The following is a 17,282-nucleotide window of genomic DNA, read 5'->3' on the forward strand; positions in this document are numbered from 1 at the left end:
CGGTCGTATGACGAGGATCGAGACCCCGTGGGGCCCGTGGGAGGCCCTGCCCCTGGACGAGGTCGTCGCGCTGATGCGCGGACTGGCCGCGCCCTGGTGGGTGGCCGGCGGCCACGCGCTGGAACTGACCGCCGGACGCGCCTACCGCGAGCACGCGGACGTCGACATCGCCCTCCTGCGCCGCGACCAGCTCGCCGCCCGGCGCCTCCTGACCGGCTGGGACGTCCACGCCGCGATCACCCCCGGCACCCTCAGCCCCTGGCCCGTGGACGAACCGCTCCCCGGCTCCGCCCACGACATCTGGGTACGCGAACACCCCGGCGGCCCCTGGCGTTTCCAGCTCATGCTCGACGAGTCCGCGGCAGACGAGTGGATCTACCGGCGCGACCCGCGCATCCACCGTCCCTTGACAGACCTGACCATCGGGCGGGACGGCTTCCGGTACGTCGTCCCGGAAGTGCAACTGCTCTACAAGTCCAAGGATCGCCGCCCGAAGGACGAGATCGACTTCGCCACCGTCCTGCCCCTAATGAACGACGCCCAACGTCACTGGCTGGCCACAGCCCTCCGAACCGACCACACCCTCCACCCCTGGCTCCCCCACCTACTCCCCCTGACCTCCGGGCGCCCTGACCAGGAGCCCCTCACCAGAGCCCCTGCCCCCTGGGCCCCTGGCCTCCGGGGCTCCTAGCCTCCGGCTCCCCTGGCCTCTGGGGCCCCTGACCTCGCGGACGGCCCCTTCGCCAGTCACCCCCTACCCCGGTCTCCTGGAGAGCCTTCCGGGCCGGGAGCGGGGCCGGGGCCGGGAGCGGCGGAGTTCTTTAGTCGGTCGTCTCGCGGTCGTTCCGGCACACCGAGCAGCTGGTGAGACCGGCGGCCTCGGCCTCGGCGACCGTCATGGTCTCCACGCCCGTGTCCCCCGCGCCTCTGATCAGCGGGCAGGCGGTGCCGTGGTAGCGGCGCGTGCCGACGATGACCTTGACCGTCGCGGAACGCTCACCCGCTCGCGCGGGCCCGTCTCCGGAACCGCCCTCCGGCGCCTCGCCCTTCTTGCCGGCGCCGGCCGAGCCGCGCTTCGCAGGGGCGGTGGGCGGCTTGGCGCCCTCCGCCTTCGGGGCCGCAGGGCCACCAGAAGAGGCCGGCGCAGCCCCAGAAGGCCGCTCGGACGCCCCAGCAGCCCCACCCGAGGGTTCCGCCTGAACGGGCAGCCCGGAGGCCGTCACCCGAGGCTGCGGAGCCGTGTCGGGATCCGAGGAATCGTCCTCATCGGCAGGCCGCGCGGCCGGTTCGGCGGGCTTTGCGGGCCGTACGGGCGAATCGGCAGGCCGTGCAGGCCCGTCGGCGGGCCGTGCGGGTGAACCGGCGGGTCGTGCGGGCTGGTCGGTGGGCGACGGCCGGGCCGCGGTAGACGGCTTGCCCGGCGCGCTCTCGACCGACTTGCCCGAAGTCGCCGCATCGGCGCCCGTCCCGCCCGAGGAAGCCGCACCGGCTCCCGGCTTGCCCGCCGACGCGGGCCGCTCGACGGACGCCGCAGCCGCGCCCTTGGACGCCGGCCCCGCACCCTTCGATGCCGGTGCCGCGCCCTTGGACGCCGAGACCGCGCCTTCGCCCTCGGCCGAAGCCGAACCCGAGGATCCCTTGGCGGGCCCAGACGCCTCCTTGGCCGGCGCCGAAGGGCTCTTGGCCGGGGCGGACGGGCTCTCCGACGAGGCGGAAGCGCTCTGAGCGGCGGCCGACGCCCCCTTGGCGGCGTCCTCGGAGGAGGGACGCGTGGGCCGCTCGCGCTCCGACGGCGGCCGGAAGTACGAAGTCTGGATGTCCCCCTGCTCGTCATCGGCGTCAGGCGCGACAGCGGAGGAGGAAGAAGAGGGTTTGGCCTGGTCGCCCGCCTGCGCGGCGGCGGCCGGACGCCCGAACCACCCGGTGGTGCCCTCCTCGCGGGAGGCGGCGGGCTCCGGGGTGGGGGTGGAAGCCTTCGCGTCGGGCTTCGGCGGTGCGACCGGCGGGCGCAGGTCCCGGGTCTCCGCGGAGGCCTCGGCCCGGTTGTCCGCCACTTTGGAGGGGGTGGCGCCGGGGCCGGGCGTGACGACGGGCTCGGGGCCGGCGGCAGGCGGCAACTGCCGTCCGCCGAGCGCTGCGTCTGGAAGGCACGTCGTGCAGGGCGTGAAGCCCTCCTCGCGTGCCTCCTCGTGGGTGAGCTCCTCGTGATCCCGTCCGGCCAGCTGGCGGCAGCCTGGCACGTGGTATCTCCTGCGGCCCGGGATCACCAGCACGATCGCGTCCGGCGAGATGCCGCTCGCCGCGGGGCGGCGAGGCGCGGAGGCCGGAACGGCGGTCCGCTGAGGCGTCTGCGGGTGCGGGTGGGGCTGTGGCCGCGGCTGGGGCCCGGCAGGACCGGTCTGGTTGTACGGCAGGCCAGGCGGCGGGAGCGGGGCCGGAGGGGTGGCCGGCGCAGCGGCCCGCCCACCACCGGGAAACAGCTCGTGACGCCGCAGCAGCGCCCCGATCACCAGGAACAGCGCGGACAGCACGCTGACCACGATGGACCACATGATCAGGAACGGCTTAGCCAGTACGAAGCCCGCGATCAGCAGCACGACCGCCGCGAGCACCAAACCAGCACTGATAAGGATCACAGGGGGCTCTTTCGAGTGACAGGTCCTAGTGACCCGTTACTTTACCGGCGGTCGTTGTGCGGGCCGTCGCTGCCGGGGAAGGCGCCCTGCGGAGCCTCGCCGCCGAACGGGTTGGGACCACCGGGAAGAGGCTGCTGGCCACCCTGGGGAACCGCGTGCGACATGGCGGGAGCCTGCCCCTGCGGACCGGACATGACCGGGAACCCACCGCTGCCCTCGGCGGAGACGTTGAGCTCGGCGAGCTGGTTCTCCAGGTAGAGCTTGAGGCGGCTGCGGTACTCGCGCTCGAAGCTGCGCAGTTCCTCGACCTTGCGCTCGAGCTCGTCGCGGGTCTGCACCAGCGAGCCCATCGCCTGGCGGTGGCGCTCCTGCGCGTCGCGCTCAAGCGTCTCGGCGCGGGCACGGGCGTCGCCGATGACCTGCTCGGCCTGGCGGCGGGCCTTGGTGAGGATCTCGTCGGCCTCACGGCGGGCGCGGGTCACCGTCTCGTCCGCCTCCCGGCGGGCGTCGGAGATCGCCTGGTCGGCGGTCTGCTGGGCGAGGGCCAGCACGCGGGCCGCGGTGTCCATGTTGTCCTCGGCGGGAGGCATGCTCATGGCCACGGGCTGCGGCTCGGGGGCTCGCATCGGCTGCGGCTCGGGGGCCCGCATGGGCTCCGGCTGCGGCGGCGCCATCATCTCCGGCTTGGGCTGCTCCTGGACGGGGGCGGAGGCCATGGGCATGCCCATGCCGCCCGGCACCTTCCCACGCAGGCACTCGGCCAGTTTGGCGCGTAGCTCCTCGTTCTCTTGGATCAGGCGGTCGAGCTCAGCCTCCACCTCGTCGAGGAAGGCATCGACCTCCTCCTCGTCGTAGCCCGGCCGCAGCCGGGTGGTACTGAACTGCTTGTTCCGCACATCAGCGGGCGTCAGCGGCATTTTTTGGTCTCCTTGGCGCGCTTGGAGTCTGTCCGGAGGGACGGTGAACCCGAATCACTTCAGCGCGGACACGAGTTGGATCACGACCGGCACCCCACCAGCCCGCCTCACCGGCCGCCCAGTGACCCAGCGATCTGGATCAAGATCAGGACGACGATGAACAGGACAGTGAAGCTTAGGTCAAAGGCCACCGTACCCAACCGGAGCGGGGGAATGAAACGGCGGAGGAACTTGAGAGGCGGGTCGGTCGCGGTGTATGTCGCCTCCGCCAGCACCAGCACGACCCCGGAAGGCCGCCACTGCCGGGCGAACGCCTGTACCGTCTCAAAGATCATCCTGCCGATGAGCAGAACCAAATACAGAGACAGGACTACGACCAAGATCCCACTCACGATCTCCACGGCCCGGCCGCGCCTCCACTTCTGGTGTGCCCTCCCGGCCGCGCGTGGACCCGGTTGGGTGCGATGGACATACAGAGACTCTAACTCTGATTGAAGAACCCGCGTTCCGCGATTCGGGCCTTGTCCTCGGCGGTCACCTCGACATTGGCAGGGGACAACAGGAACACCTTGTTGGTAACACGTTCAATGCTTCCATGTAGCCCGAAGACCAGACCTGCCGCGAAATCCACGAGCCGCTTCGCGTCGCTGTCAACCATTTCGGTCAGATTCATGATGACCGGGGTGCCGTCGCGGAAGTGCTCTCCGATGGTTCGGGCCTCGTTGTAGGTCCGGGGATGGAGGGTCGTGATGCGCGCCAGGTCGGTCGTACGGCGCTCCAGGATCGTCGTGGCGGGCCTGGGCGCGGGGACCCCGGATTCGGCCTCCTCGTCGCGGTCCTGGACCGCCACGGGCCGTTCCTCGCCGGTCCGCTGGACATCGTCGTCGTAGGCGTACTCGTCGGTGTAGGTCTCGTACCTCTCGTAGCGGTCGTCCTCCACGAGACCGAGGTAGACCGCCATCTTGCGCATCGCGCCGGCCATCGCTAAGTCGTCCTCCTGCTCATGGTCGCACTCGCTCGGACCCGTCGCCGGGGCCGAGGCGGCAGCCGTACCCCCTTGGAGCTCACCGCGGATCGACCTCTACTTGATCATGGGCCTGAAGACCCACTTGAGGGGACATTACCTGACGAAGGGCCTGCGACGACCGAGCAACGCCGTACCGATCCGCACGTGTGTCGCACCGTACGCGACCGCTTCGTCGAGGTCCTGGCTCATGCCCGCGGAGACCATCGTGGCCCGCGGATGCTGCTCCTGGACGCGGGTGGCGACATCGCGCAGGACGGCGAAGGCCCGGGCGGGCTCCTCCCCCAGCGGGGCGACCGCCATGACGCCGCCCAGCCACACGCCCTCGGCCAGCGCCACCTCGTCGGCCAGCGCGAGCACGTCGGCGGGCCGGGCGCCGCCCCTGCTGGGGTCGTCGTCGAGCGCCACCTGGATCAGGCAGCCGACGTTGCGGCCCTGCCGCACGGACTCCTTGCTGATCGCCTCCAGCAGCCGGAGGCGGTCGAGCGAGTGGATCACGTCGGCGTACCCGACGACGGACCGCACCTTGTTGGTCTGCAACTGGCCCACGAAGTGCCAGGTGAGCGGCAGGCCGGCCAGCTCGTGCGCCTTGGACGCGGCCTCCTGGTCACGGTTCTCGCCGACGTCGCGCACGCCCAGCTCGCACAGGATGCGCACGTCGTCGGCCGGTCTGGTCTTGGTGACCGCGATCATGGTGACCTCGCCGCGGTCGCGGCCCACCGCGTGGCAGGCCTCGCCGATGCGGGTCTCGACCTCGGCGAGGCCGGCCGCGATCTCGTCCCTTCGCACGCCTGTCTCCCTCTCCCTGCCTCCATCGTCCCGCAGTTCGGCCTGTACGCCGTACGCCACGATGGCCCCCTTTCCGTGCCGCGGGTCGGTTCCCGGCACACACGACGGCGCCGCTCCCGTATGCCTGCGGGGAGCGGCGGTGGGTGGTGAGCTACTTGAGGAAGTCGGGGACGTCGAGCTCCTCCTCCTGCTCCTCGAAGATCACCCGAGGACGTTTGGGAGGCTCCGACATGCGGGAGGTGATGGGCGTGGGCGGATTGGCCGGTTCAGGCGTGGGCCTCGGGATCGAGACGGGGGCCTGCGGCTCGTCGTCGCCGAGTGCGGCGGCGACGGGCTCGGCGGGCTGGACCGGCTCCACCGGGCGCACGGGCTCCGGACGCGCCTCAGGACGCGGCTCCGGCCTGAACTCGCGCGGCTCGGGACGCGCCTCCGGCCTGAACTCGCGCGGCTCGGGACGCGCCTCCGGCCGGAACTCCTGCCGGGGCTCCGGCCTGAACTCCTGGCGCGGCTCGGGACGCGCCTCCGGCCTGGGCTCGGCGCGGAACTCCTGGCGGGGCTCCGACCGAAGCTCGGCACGCGGCTCGGGACGCGGCTCAGGACGCGGCGCGGGCGGCTCCGACTTCACGCTGGGCGAGGCCGGGACGCCGGGCCGCAGGGCCGAGGAGGACACCGGCGCCGCGGGCTGGGCGGCCGGACGGGCCGCGGGCCTGGGCAGAGGCTTCTCCACCGGCGGCGGCACGTCGTCGAAGCCCGCCGCGATCACCGTGACCCGCACCTCGTCGCCGAGGGCGTCGTCGATGACCGTGCCGAAGATGATGTTGGCGTCGGGCGCGGCGGCCATCGACACGAGCTGGGCCGCCTCGTTGATCTCGAACAGGCCGAGGTCGGAGCCGCCCGCGATGGACAGCAGCACGCCGTGGGCGCCGTCGATGCTCGCCTCCAGCAGCGGGCTGGAGACCGCCATCTCGGCGGCGGCGACCGACCGGTCGTCGCCGCGCGCGTGGCCGATGCCCATGAGCGCCGAGCCCGCGCCCGACATGACCGACTTGACGTCGGCGAAGTCGAGGTTGATCAGGCCGGGCGTGGTGATCAGGTCGGTGATGCCCTGGACACCGGACAGCAGCACCTGGTCGGCCGCCTTGAACGCGTCGAGCACGCTCACCTGCCGGTCGGAGATCGACAGCAGACGGTCGTTGGGGATCACGATGAGGGTGTCGACCTCGTCGCGCAGTGTCTCTATGCCGGCCTCGGCCTGCGAGGCGCGACGCCGCCCCTCGAAGCTGAAGGGCCGGGTCACCACGCCGATCGTCAGCGCGCCGAGCGACCGGGCGATGTTGGCCACGACCGGCGCGCCGCCGGTGCCCGTGCCACCGCCCTCGCCGGCCGTGACGAAGACCATGTCGGCCCCCTTGAGGACCTCCTCGATCTCCTCACGGTGGTCTTCGGCCGCCTTGCGCCCCACGTCGGGGTTGGCTCCGGCGCCCAGTCCGCGCGTGAGCTCGCGGCCCACGTCGAGTTTCACATCGGCGTCACTCATCAGCAGCGCCTGGGCGTCGGTGTTTATGGCGATGAACTCGACGCCCTTGAGTCCCTCTTCGATCATCCGGTTGACGGCGTTCACTCCGCCGCCGCCGATGCCGACGACCTTGATGACCGCGAGGTAGTTCTGCGGTGCTGCCACGACGAGGGGCCTTTCCGCTCGTTGACTTGCCATTTCGGTGCGGATCGTCTCCGCTTTTTCTCAGTTTTCGTAACTCTCAACCTCAGGTTGAGATTTAGATTTATGTCAACCTGAGGATTGATACGGACAGTAGGAGTCCCCTACCAGGCGGGTCAACTAACCGCGCCGCAAGCGCGTCCGGCGTGTCGCGGGCTGTCCGATTCGCTCCGAAGTCGCGCCTGGTCGGGGCCTTCCTCTTCCGAAGGTCCGATCTACAGGCTCTCACGCCGCGACCCCCACCTCGCACAGGCACGCGATGCCCTTGCCACGGAGTTGCCAGACCCTGACACTCGTGATCACTTCAAGGTGACGACGTCGGGAGAGCTGACGTCGTACAGGGTGGCCTTGCGGCCCAGGAGCGAGACCAGGATGCGGCCTTTCTCCTCCGGCCTGTCGGCGCCGCCCCACAGGACGGTCCGGCCGTCGGACAGCTCCAGCGTCACGCCCTCGGCCGAGGCGGCGCGCACCTGCCGGACCTTGCCCGCCACCACCGGCGGCAGCGCCTGGACGACCTGGAGCGCCGCCATGGTGGCCGGATCGCCCGCCGCCGGCCGGTCGACCTTGAGCAACGGCAGCATGAACGGCAACGTGTCCTTGACCTCGATCACCACGCCCTGCCTGTCGACGACCGCGAACCGGCCGCCCGCGGGGATCGCGGCGACGGGCTCGCGCTCGACCACCTCGATCTTGAGCGTGCCGGGCCACACCCGGTCGACCTTCGCCGTGGCGAGCTGCCGGATGCCGAGGACCCGCGTCTGGACGTCGGCCAGGTCGACCGTGGCCAGCGGGTGCAGGTCGGGCACGGCCGCCTGCTGCTTGATGTGCTCGCTGGTGACTGTGAGATTTCCCACGATCTCGATCGACCGCACGCCCAGCACCGGCGAGAAGAACACCAGCCAGGCGGCCGAGCCGACCACCCCGGCCGTCAACAGCACCAGGAACGCGTTACGCGCCTTCATCGCCCTCCTCGCACGCCGGCTACGAACGTACGCCACGGGCCGCCCGGCACCCGCCCGCCACGCCCGTACGGCTCAGGACAGGCGCGCCACGAGCTGCGGCCCGAGCTCGGTCACGTCGCCCGCGCCCATCGTGAGCACGATGTCGCCGGGACGCGCCCGCCCGGCCACCAGGTCGGGCACCGCCGCCCGGTCGGGGGCGTAGGCCACCCGCTCGGCCGGCAGCGGCACGCGCCCGGCCACCATCGCGCCGGACACGCCGGGCTCGGGATCCTCCCGCGCGCCGTAGACGTCGAGCACGATGACCTCGTCGGCCAGCGCGAGCGCGGCGCCGAAGTCGTCGGCGAAGAAGCGGGTGCGCGAGTAGAGGTGGGGCTGGAAGATCGCGATGACCCGGCCCGTGCCCGAGTAGGAGGCCACGACGTCGCGCGCGGCCCGCAGGTCGGCGGCCAGCTCGGTCGGGTGGTGGGCGTAGCTGTCGAACACCGCGACGCCGCCCGCCTCGCCCTTGGCCTCGAAGCGCCGCTTGGCCCCCGTGAAGGCCGCCAGGCCGTCTCTGATGTCCTCGAAGGCCAGCCCCAGCTCGTCGGCCACGGCGATGGCGGCGGTGGCGTTGAGGGCGTTGTGCGCCCCGGGGACGGCCAGGCGCACGTCTCCCCTGCCCTCGATGGAGAAGACCGTGCCGAAGCCGTCGGGCCGCACGCCGGTCACCCGGTAGTCGTCGCCGCTCTCGCCGTAGGTCCTGACCCGCAGCCCGCGCTCGCGCGCCCGCCCGGCCAGCTCGGCGGCCCCCGGGTCGTCGGCGCACAGGATGAGCAGCGAGCCCACCCGGTCGGCGAAACGGGCGAAGCTGTCGTGCACCGCGCGCGGGTCGCCGTAGTTGTCGAGGTGGTCGGCCTCGACGTTGGTCACCACGGCGATGTCGGGGGCCAGCATGAGGAAGGAGCCGTCGCTCTCGTCGGCCTCGGCCACGAACACCCCGCCCGTGCCCTCGTCGGCCCCGAGCCCGGTGGTGACGAGCTGGCCGCCCACGCAGTAGGACGGCTCGGCGCCGCACTTCTGCAGCGCCACGGTCAGCATGGAGGTGGTGGTGGTCTTGCCGTGGGTGCCGGCGATGGCCACGCCGGTGCGGCCGGCCATCACCGAGGCCAACGCGGCGGCCCGCGGGATGATCCGCAGGCCCTGCTTGAGCGCCTCGCCCAGCTCGGGGTTGGAGTCGCGGATGGCGGTGGAGACGACCACGGTGTCGACGTCGCGGATGTGGGAGGCGGCGTGCCCGATGTGCACGGTCGCGCCCAGCTCGCGCAGCTCGGTCACCAGCTCGGAGCTGCGCGCGTCGCTTCCGGTGACGCGGACGCCGCGCTTGAGCAGGATGCGGGCGATGCCCGACATGCCCGCCCCGCCGATGCCGATGAAGTGCACGCGGCCGAGCTCTTCGACGGCTACGGGATCGACCAGCTTGACGAGACTCATCGGGCTATCTCCAACACTTTCCTGGCAAGCATGATATCGGCGTCCTTGCGCCCCAGTCGGGAGGCGGCCTCCGACATGACGACGACCCGCTCGGGGTCGCGGAGGATGGGCAGCACGTTCTGGATGATCCAATCGGGTGACAGGTCGGAGTCGTCGACCATCAGGCCGCCGCCGCCCCGCACGACGCGCTCGGCGTTGACGGTCTGCTCGCCGTTGCCGTGGGGCAGCGGCACGTACGCGGCCGGCAGCCCCACGGCCGTCAGCTCGGCGCAGGTGAGCGCTCCGCTGCGGCACAGCGCGACGTCGGCGGCGGCGTAGGCGAGGTCCATGCGGTCGACGTAGGGCAGCAGCACGTATTGAGGGTCGCCGGGCGGCGGCTCGTGCTCGACGGTGTTCTTCAGTCCGAGCACGTGGAGCACCTGGATGCCGGCCCCGCGCAGCACCGGCGCGGCGGCCAGCGCGGCCTCGTTGAGCGACCTGGCGCCCTGGGAGCCGCCGAACACCAGCAGCGTGGGCCGGTCGTTCTCCAGCCCGAACCAGGAGCGCGCCTTGTCGCCGGTGGACAGCCGGTCGAGCGTGACGATCTCGCGGCGCAGCGGGGTGCCGATGAACTCGGCCTTGGGCAGGGAGGCGTCGGGGAAGCCGGTGAAGACGTGGTCGGTCAGCCGGGCGCCCAGCCGGTTGGCCAGGCCGGGACGGGGGTTGGCCTCGTGGACGACGATCGGCAGGCCCTTGCGCTTGGCCGCCAGGTAGGCCGGCGTGGCGACGTAGCCGCCGAAGCCGACCAGGATGTCGGCGCCGACCCGGTCGAGCACGCCGGAGACGGCGTTGATCGCCCCGGCCAGCCGGCCCGGCACGGTCAGCAGGCTGGGAGTGATCGCCCTGGGCAGCGGCACGGCCGGCACCAGTTCGAGATCGTAGCCCCTGGCGGGCACGAGCCGCGTCTCCAGGCCGCGCTCGGTGCCCACGCAGGTGATGCCGACGCTCCGGTCAAGATGGCGCAGCGCGTCCGCAAGGGCGAGCGCGGGCTCGATGTGCCCGGCCGTCCCCCCACCGGCGAGGACCACCCTCATCTCGGTCACTCCCTAACGTCTCACTCGGCCTCTGGACGTACCCCCCAGGCCAAGCCAGCTTAGGCCCCGTGCGGCGGGTCCGGGGCCACGCGCGGCCAAGGCTTCGCGCGCGCCGGGCTCGCGTTTGGCGAACGACAGCAGGATGCCCAGCGCCGCGAGCGTGGGGAGCAGGGACGATCCGCCGTAGGAGACCAGCGGCAACGGGATTCCGGTGATGGGCAGGACGCCGAGCACCGCGCCCATGTTGACGGTCGCCTGCCCGACGATCCAGGCCACCATGGCGGCCGCGGCCAGGCGTACGAAGCCGTCGTTGACCCGGACCGCCACCCGCAGCCCCGCGTAGCCGAGCAGGCCGAACAGCGCCACCACGATCAGCGTGCCCATCAGCCCCAGCTCCTCGCCGAGGATGGCGAAGATGAAGTCGCTCTCGCCGTGGGGCAGCCAGCTCCACTTCTGGCGGCTGCTGCCGAGCCCGAGCCCGAACCAGCCGCCCGAGCCCATCGCGATCTGCCCCTGGACGGCCTGGTAGCCGGCGCCCTGGGCGTCGGCCCACGGGTCGAGGAAGGCCCCGATGCGCTTCATCCGGTAGGGCTCGACCTTGATCATGATGACCGCGGCCAGCACCGCCAGCGCGAGGATGCCGCCGAACAGCTTGACCGGCGCCCCCACCACCCACAGCAGCGCCAGGAAGATCATGAAGAGCACGAGGGTGGTGCCGAGGTCGCGGCCGAGCAGGACCATGACGACCAGGATCGCGGTGCCGGGCATGAGCGGGATCAGCATCTGCCGCCACTCGATCCGGCCCTGCCTGGCCCGTCTGGCCAGCAGGTCGGCCCCCCACAGCACGAGCGCCAGCTTGGCCGGCTCGGACGGCTGGAGGGTGAACGGGCCGAGGTAGATCCACCGCTGCGCGCCCAGCTCGGACTCGCCGATGAACAGCACCATGACCAGCGCCAGCACCGCCAGCGCCATGAGCGGGTAGCCCGCCCAGCGGAAGAACTTCGGCGGCAGGCGTGAGCAGGCGTACATCACCGGCACGCCGACGCCGGCCGACAGCGACTGCTTGATGAACCACGAGAACGGGTTGCCGGTCTTCTGCTGCGCCTCGATCGCGGAGGCCGACAGCACCATCATCAGCCCGAGCGCGAGCAGCAGCGCGCTGCACATGATGATCAGGTAGTAGGTCGTCAGGGGCTTGTCGAGCAGTTCCTTCAGCACGGCGCGCTGCTCGCGGAACCAGCTCGCCGGGCTCTCCTGCGCCTTGCCCTGACCCGCGGCCGGACGGGTGCCGGCGGTCCCGGTGCTACTGCTCACGCCGCCGCCTCAGCTCGTGGACGGCACGGGCGAAGGCCTCCCCTCGCGCCGGGTAGCCGGGGAACATGTCGAGTGAGGCGCCCGCGGGGGAGAGCAGCACGGTGTCCCCTGGCGAGGCCAGGCGCGCGGCTTCGGTGACGACGGTGTCCATCACACCAGTGTCTTGGCCCGGGATGTCCACGACGGGGACATTCGGCGCGTGTCGCGCGAGTGCTTCGGCGATCGCCGCGCGGTCGGCGCCCAGCAGCACCGCGCCGCGCAACCGGGGCGCGGCCCGCCGGACCAGGTCGTCGACGTCGGCGCCCTTGAGCTGACCGCCGGCCACCCACACGATCGACGGGTAGGCGCTCAGCGCGGCGGCGGCGGCGTGCGGGTTGGTGGCCTTGGAGTCGTCGACGTAGTCGACGTCGCCGACCCGGTCGACGTGGGACAGGCGGTGGGGGTCGGGCTTGAAGGCGCGCAGCCCCAGGCGTACGGCCTCCGACGGGACGCCGAGCGAGCGGGCCAGGGCGGCGGCGGCCAGGGCGTCGGCCACGTTGTGGGGGGCCAGGGGCCGGATGTCGGCCAGCGTGGCCAGCTCTTCGGCCGCCTCCACCGGGTCGTCCACGAACGCCCGGTCGACCAGCAGGTCCTCGACCACGCCGATCTGGCCGCTGCGCGGCACCCGCAGCGTGAAGCCGACGGCGCCCTCGTAGGGCTCGGCCAGGCGGGCGCACTCGGGGTCGTCGGCGTTGTAGATCACGGTGCCGGCGCGTTCGTAGATGCGGCCCTTGGCGGCGGCGTACTCGGCCATCGAGCCGTGCCAGTCGAGGTGGTCGGGGGCGATGTTGAGGATCGCCGCCGCGTGCGGGGCCAGGGTGCTGGACCAGTGGAGCTGGAAGCTGGACAGCTCGACGGCCAGGGCGTCGTACGGCTCGGCGACGGCGCGTACGACCGGGACGCCCACGTTCCCCACGGCCAGGGCGTTGCGCCCGGCGGCCACCAGGATCGAGGTGAGCATGCGTACGGCGGTGGTCTTGCCGTTGGTGCCGGTCAGCGCGAGCCAGGGGGCCGCGTGCGGCGGGCGCAGCCGCCAGGCCAGCTCCACCTCCCCCACGACCTCGACGCCGGCGGCCAGCGCGGCGGCGATCAGCGGGTGGTGCGGCGCCCAGCCGGTGGTGACGAGCCTGGTCACGCCCTCGGGCAGGGCCATCTCGCCGAACCTGGTCTCGACCCCGGCCCTGGCCAGGGCGGCCGCGGCGGCGAGCTGCCGCTCGCCCTCCACGGCCTCCACGACCACGACCCGCTCGCCGCGCTCGGCCAGCACCTCGGCCACCGCGGTGCCGGAGACGCCGAGCCCGGCCACGCACGTGAACGTCATGACTTGGGCATCCACTCGACGTAGAACAGCCCGAGCCCGAGCGCCGCGCAGAGCCCGGCGATCAGCCAGAACCGCACCACGATCGTGGTCTCGGCCCAGCCCTTCAGCTCGAAGTGGTGTTGCAGCGGCGCCATCCTGAACACCCGTTTACCGGTCATCTTGAAGAACCCGACCTGGATGATGACGGACGCCGTGATGATCACGCACAGCCCGGCCAGGATGATCAGCAGAAGCTGCGTGCGGGTGGCGATGGCCAGCCCGGCCAGCACGCCGCCCAGGGCCAGCGAGCCGGTGTCGCCCATGAAGATCTTCGCCGGCGGCGCGTTCCACCACAGGAACCCGACCAGCGCCCCCAGCACGGCGGCGGCCACCACCGACAGGTCGAGTGGATCTCGCACCCAGTAGCAGTTGGGGCCGAGCTGGTCGATGCAGTTGTTGCGCAGCTGCCAGTTGCCGATCAGCACGTACGCGCCGAGCACGACGCCGGTCGCGCCGCTGGCCAGGCCGTCGAGGCCGTCGGTGAGGTTCACGGCGTTGGAGAACCCGACGATCATGAACAGCACCCAGATGGTGAAGCCGACGATGCCGATCGAGGGGCCGATGTCGCGCAGGAACGACAGCCGGGTCTCGGCGGGGGTGATGCCGTAGACGTTGGGCTGGCGGGTGATCAGCACGGCGAACACGGCGCCGACGACGAGCTGGCCGAGGGCCTTGGCGCCGCTGCGCAGGCCCAGGCTGCGCTGCTTGTAGATCTTGATGAAGTCGTCGAGGAACCCGACCGCGCCGAGGCCGGTCATCAGGAACAGCACGAGCATGCCCGACACCGTCGGCGGCGTGAGCGTGGCCAGATGGGAACCGCCGTAGGCCAGCAGCGCGGCCAGCACGAAGACGATGCCGCCCATGGTGGGGGTGCCCCGCTTGCCGAGGTGGGCCTGCACGCCCTCCTCGCGGATCTCCTGGCCGTAGCCGCGCCGGGAGAACAGCCTGATCGCCAAGGGGGTCCCCAGCATCGACAGGACCAGGCCCACCGCGCCGGCGATGACGATGTTGATCACTGAGCGGCACCTCCGAGAAGGAGCTCCGCCGTGCGTTCCAGGCCCATCGCGCGGGGGCCCTTGACGAGCACCGCGTCGCCGGGGCGCAGCAGGCCGGCCAGTGCGGCCGCCGCTGCCTCGGCGTCAGGGACGTGTACGATCCGGGTCATCTGGGGAGCATATGGCCCTCCGCCACCCGGCGGTCCCGCGGCGGCCGACACCGCCTCGTTCGCGCCCTCCAGCACCGGGCCCGCGTCCGGCCCGACGACGACCAGGCCCGTCAGGCCCGAACCGCCCGCCAGCCGCCCCAGCTCGGCGTTGAGCGCCGCGCTCTCGTCGCCCAGCTCGCGCAGGGCCGCGATGACCGCGTACCGCCGCCGCTCGCGTCCCATCACGCCGAACATGTCGAACGCGGCCCGCATCGAGTCGGGGTTGGCGTTGTAGGCGTCGTTGACCACCGTGACGCCGTCGGAACGGTCGGTGACCTCCATCCGCCAGCGGCTGCGCGGCGTGGCCTCCGACAGCTCCTCGGCGATCGTGGCGACCGGCAGGCCCAGCTCGTAGGCCGCGGCGGCGGCGGCCAGGGCGTTCTCCACGGCGTGCGCGCCGTAGAGCTGGAGCGTGACCGGCGCGGCCCCGGACGGCGTGCGCAACAGGAACGAGGCCCGCCCGCGCGCGTCGACCGTCTCCTCCTCGGCCCGGATGGCCGCGCCCTCGCCGCGCCCGAAGTACGTCACCCGCGCCTCGGTGCGCGAGGCCATCTCCGCCACCAGCGGGTCGTCGGCGTTGAGCACCGCCACGCCGGTGCGCGGCAGCGCCTCCACCAGCTCGCCCTTGGCCTTGGCGATGGCCTCCTTGCCGCCGAACACGCCGAGGTGCGCGGTGCCGACGTTGAGCACCACGCCGATCCTGGGCGGCGCGATGCGGGTGAGGTCCTTGATGTGGCCGATGTTGCGGGCGGCCAGTTCGAGCACCATGAACCGGGTGTCGACGTCGGCGCGCAGCACGGTCAGCGGATGGCCGAGCTCGTTGTTGAAGCTGCCCACCGGCGCGATGGTCGGCCCCATCCGGCCGGCCAGCCTGGCCAGCAGGTCCTTGGTGCTGGTCTTGCCGGCCGAGCCGGTCACGCCGATCACGGTGGCCTGGGGCAGCGCCGCGGTCTGCGCGGCGGCCAGCTCGGCCAGCGCGGCCGCGGCGTCGGGGACGATCACCGCCGGCGCGTCGACCGGCCTGGAGGCCAGGACGGCCACCGCTCCGGCCCGGATCGCCTGCGCGGCGTAGTCATGGCCGTCGACCCGCTCCCCGGCGAGGGCGACGAACAGCGATCCCGGTTCCACCGCGCGTGAGTCGATCACTACGGGCCCGCGCACCACGGCGCGGGGGTCTGCCATGCCCGACAGGGCGCCCGAGGTTATCTCGGCGATCCTGGCCAGAGGCAACGGGATCATCGGTGCTTCCTGCTTTCCTTGCGTGCGTCGATCGCTTCGGCGACCACTTCGCGGTCGTCGAACGGGATCACTTCGCCTGAGACGTACTGGCCCTGCTCGTGACCCTTGCCCGCCACGACGATCACGTCGCCGCGGCCGGCCCGGCCGACGGCCAGGTCGATCGCGGCCGCGCGGTCGGGCTCAATGATCACATGAGCGCGGTCGCGGGGCGGAACGCCGAGCGCTCCCTCCATCATCGCGGCCAGGATGGCGAGCGGATCCTCCGAGCGCGGGTTGTCGTTGGTGAAAATGGCCACATCGGCCAGCCGGGCGGCGATCTCGCCCATGAGCGGGCGTTTGCCGGTGTCGCGGTCGCCGCCGCAGCCGAGGACGATCGTCAGCGTGCCCGCGGTCACCTCCCGCAGCGAGCGCAGCACCGACTCCACGGCGCCCGGCTTGTGGGAGTAGTCGACGAGCGCCTGGAACTCCTCCTCGGCGGAGGTGATGCGCTGCATGCGCCCGGGCACCCCCGTGAGGGTCCCCACGCCGTGCACGGCGGTCTGGAGCGGCACCCCCGACTCCACCAGGCAGACGATCGCGCCGAGCGCGTTGGCGACGTTGAAGGGCCCCGGCAGCGAGATCTGCGCGTCGGCCTCGACCCCGCCGGGGCCGGCCACCCGGAACGCGCTGCCGTCGGCGCCGAGCCTGACCTCCAGCGCCCGCCACTCCGCCTCCGGGTCGCCGAGCGCCGAGAACGTGGTCATCGGCACCTTGGCCCGGTGCAGCAGCTCCCGGCCGTGCGGGTCGTCGATGTTGGTCACGCCGACGCGGCTCAGCTCGGGCTGGAACAGCCTGACCTTGGTGGCGAAGTAGTCCTCGAAGTCCTTGTGGAAGTCGAGGTGGTCCTGGGAGAGGTTGGTGAACAGCGCGACGTCGTAGAAGACGCCGTCGACCCGGCCGAGCGCCAGCGCGTGGCTGGAGACCTCCATGGTGGCCGCGGTGACCCCCTGCTCGCGCATCAGCGCGAACAGCGCGTGCAGCTGCGGGGCCTCGGGCGTGGTCAGGGTGGGCTCGAAGCCGATGTCTCCGGCGTGGATCTCGACGCCGCCGACCAGGCCCGTCGTGTGGCCCGCCGCCTTCAGCCCGGCCTCCAGCATGAACGTGGTGGTGGACTTGCCGCTGGTGCCGGTCACCCCGATCACCTGGATGTCGTGGGCCGGCTGGCCGTAGACCCAGGAGGAGACCTGCCCGAGCAGCGCGCGCGGATCGGGCACGATCAGCACCGGCAGGCCGGTGGCCACGGACGCCTCCCGCCCGGCCGGATCGGTGAGGACGGCCACGGCTCCGCGCGCCATCGCCTCGGCGGCGAAGGTCGCGCCGTGCACGCGGTTGCCCGGCAGCGCCACGTAGAGATCGCCGCGCTGCACGGCACGGGAATCGATGGTGACGCCGGTCAGGGCGGCGTGAGGTGACCTCGACGTGCCGGAATCGGCGTCGAGCATGGTCGCGAGCCCGGTCAGCGGACGGGGCGGGCTGGTCTTGGGACGCATAGACGACGG

At 72.2% G+C, this 17,282-nt stretch carries 15 protein-coding genes; 1 reads left to right on the forward strand and 14 read right to left on the reverse strand.

The window, feature by feature from the left end:
* Window positions 1–7: 7 nt before the first annotated feature.
* Window positions 8–691 carry a nucleotidyltransferase domain-containing protein gene (locus ACWCSU_RS11525; RefSeq protein WP_449934926.1) on the forward strand — a complete coding sequence of 228 codons (684 nt, stop codon included), beginning with the start codon at window positions 8–10 and terminating at the stop codon, window positions 689–691.
* 130 nt (window positions 692–821) lie between these two features.
* On the opposite strand, the gene ACWCSU_RS11530 is transcribed toward ACWCSU_RS11525, so the two are convergent.
* The 14 genes from ACWCSU_RS11530 to ACWCSU_RS11595 form a co-directional block, all read right to left on the reverse strand.
* Window positions 822–2,636 carry a hypothetical protein gene (locus ACWCSU_RS11530; RefSeq protein ID WP_449934927.1) on the reverse strand — a complete coding sequence of 605 codons (1,815 nt, stop codon included), beginning with the start codon at window positions 2,634–2,636 and terminating at the stop codon, window positions 822–824.
* Window positions 2,637–2,677: 41 nt separating this feature from the next.
* Complete coding sequence (locus tag ACWCSU_RS11535) at window positions 2,678–3,553, reverse strand: DivIVA domain-containing protein (RefSeq protein ID WP_357705392.1); 876 nt, start codon at window positions 3,551–3,553, stop codon at window positions 2,678–2,680.
* 107 nt (window positions 3,554–3,660) lie between these two features.
* Window positions 3,661–3,954 carry a YggT family protein gene (locus tag ACWCSU_RS11540; RefSeq protein ID WP_125630468.1) on the reverse strand — a complete coding sequence of 98 codons (294 nt, stop codon included), beginning with the start codon at window positions 3,952–3,954 and terminating at the stop codon, window positions 3,661–3,663.
* 80 nt (window positions 3,955–4,034) lie between these two features.
* Complete coding sequence (locus ACWCSU_RS11545) at window positions 4,035–4,535, reverse strand: cell division protein SepF (RefSeq protein ID WP_357705391.1); 501 nt, start codon at window positions 4,533–4,535, stop codon at window positions 4,035–4,037.
* A 138-nt stretch (window positions 4,536–4,673) separates the two neighbouring features.
* On the reverse strand, window positions 4,674–5,366 hold the full coding sequence (locus tag ACWCSU_RS11550; RefSeq protein ID WP_364091130.1) for a YggS family pyridoxal phosphate-dependent enzyme: 693 nt from the start codon (window positions 5,364–5,366) through the stop codon (window positions 4,674–4,676).
* A 151-nt stretch (window positions 5,367–5,517) separates the two neighbouring features.
* Complete coding sequence (gene ftsZ, locus ACWCSU_RS11555) at window positions 5,518–7,047, reverse strand: cell division protein FtsZ (RefSeq protein ID WP_449934928.1); 1,530 nt, start codon at window positions 7,045–7,047, stop codon at window positions 5,518–5,520.
* Between the two features lie 335 nt (window positions 7,048–7,382).
* Complete coding sequence (locus ACWCSU_RS11560; protein WP_449934929.1) at window positions 7,383–8,045, reverse strand: cell division protein FtsQ/DivIB; 663 nt, start codon at window positions 8,043–8,045, stop codon at window positions 7,383–7,385.
* Window positions 8,046–8,117: 72 nt separating this feature from the next.
* On the reverse strand, window positions 8,118–9,515 hold the full coding sequence (gene murC / locus ACWCSU_RS11565; protein WP_357705387.1) for a UDP-N-acetylmuramate--L-alanine ligase: 1,398 nt from the start codon (window positions 9,513–9,515) through the stop codon (window positions 8,118–8,120).
* Window positions 9,512–10,588 (reverse strand): undecaprenyldiphospho-muramoylpentapeptide beta-N-acetylglucosaminyltransferase, encoded by a 1,077-nt coding sequence (gene murG, locus ACWCSU_RS11570; RefSeq protein ID WP_357705386.1) that lies wholly within the window; start codon window positions 10,586–10,588, stop codon window positions 9,512–9,514. The genes murC and murG overlap by 4 nt, the downstream gene beginning before the upstream one ends.
* A 12-nt stretch (window positions 10,589–10,600) precedes the next feature.
* Window positions 10,601–11,902, reverse strand: coding sequence for a putative lipid II flippase FtsW (gene ftsW, locus ACWCSU_RS11575; protein ID WP_397039021.1), 1,302 nt, complete (start codon window positions 11,900–11,902; stop codon window positions 10,601–10,603).
* Window positions 11,892–13,262, reverse strand: coding sequence for a UDP-N-acetylmuramoyl-L-alanine--D-glutamate ligase (gene murD / locus ACWCSU_RS11580; RefSeq protein WP_397039020.1), 1,371 nt, complete (start codon window positions 13,260–13,262; stop codon window positions 11,892–11,894). Before murD ends, ftsW begins: the two co-directional genes overlap by 11 nt.
* Window positions 13,259–14,317: a phospho-N-acetylmuramoyl-pentapeptide-transferase gene (gene mraY, locus ACWCSU_RS11585; RefSeq protein WP_357705384.1), complete on the reverse strand. Its 1,059-nt coding sequence runs from the start codon at window positions 14,315–14,317 to the stop codon at window positions 13,259–13,261. The genes murD and mraY overlap by 4 nt, the downstream gene beginning before the upstream one ends.
* Window positions 14,314–15,744 (reverse strand): UDP-N-acetylmuramoyl-tripeptide--D-alanyl-D-alanine ligase, encoded by a 1,431-nt coding sequence (locus tag ACWCSU_RS11590; protein WP_449934930.1) that lies wholly within the window; start codon window positions 15,742–15,744, stop codon window positions 14,314–14,316. Before ACWCSU_RS11590 ends, mraY begins: the two co-directional genes overlap by 4 nt.
* Window positions 15,741–17,273, reverse strand: a complete 1,533-nt coding sequence (locus ACWCSU_RS11595; RefSeq protein WP_357705382.1) for a UDP-N-acetylmuramoyl-L-alanyl-D-glutamate--2,6-diaminopimelate ligase — start codon at window positions 17,271–17,273, stop codon at window positions 15,741–15,743. The genes ACWCSU_RS11590 and ACWCSU_RS11595 overlap by 4 nt, the downstream gene beginning before the upstream one ends.
* Between the last annotated feature and the right edge of the window lie 9 nt (window positions 17,274–17,282).

Source organism: Nonomuraea sp. NPDC001699 (assembly GCF_053596455.1).

Coding starts and splice junctions, on each gene's coding strand:
- ACWCSU_RS11525 (WP_449934926.1), top strand. CDS start 8: ATGACGAGGATCGAGACCCCGTGGGGCCCGTGGGAGGCCCTGCCCCTG.
- ACWCSU_RS11535 (WP_357705392.1), bottom strand. CDS start 3,553: ATGCCGCTGACGCCCGCTGATGTGCGGAACAAGCAGTTCAGTACCACC.
- ACWCSU_RS11545 (WP_357705391.1), bottom strand. CDS start 4,535: ATGGCCGGCGCGATGCGCAAGATGGCGGTCTACCTCGGTCTCGTGGAG.
- ACWCSU_RS11560 (WP_449934929.1), bottom strand. CDS start 8,045: ATGAAGGCGCGTAACGCGTTCCTGGTGCTGTTGACGGCCGGGGTGGTC.
- murC (WP_357705387.1), bottom strand. CDS start 9,515: ATGAGTCTCGTCAAGCTGGTCGATCCCGTAGCCGTCGAAGAGCTCGGC.
- murG (WP_357705386.1), bottom strand. CDS start 10,588: ATGAGGGTGGTCCTCGCCGGTGGGGGGACGGCCGGGCACATCGAGCCC.
- murD (WP_397039020.1), bottom strand. CDS start 13,262: ATGACGTTCACGTGCGTGGCCGGGCTCGGCGTCTCCGGCACCGCGGTG.
- ACWCSU_RS11590 (WP_449934930.1), bottom strand. CDS start 15,744: ATGATCCCGTTGCCTCTGGCCAGGATCGCCGAGATAACCTCGGGCGCC.
- ACWCSU_RS11595 (WP_357705382.1), bottom strand. CDS start 17,273: ATGCGTCCCAAGACCAGCCCGCCCCGTCCGCTGACCGGGCTCGCGACC.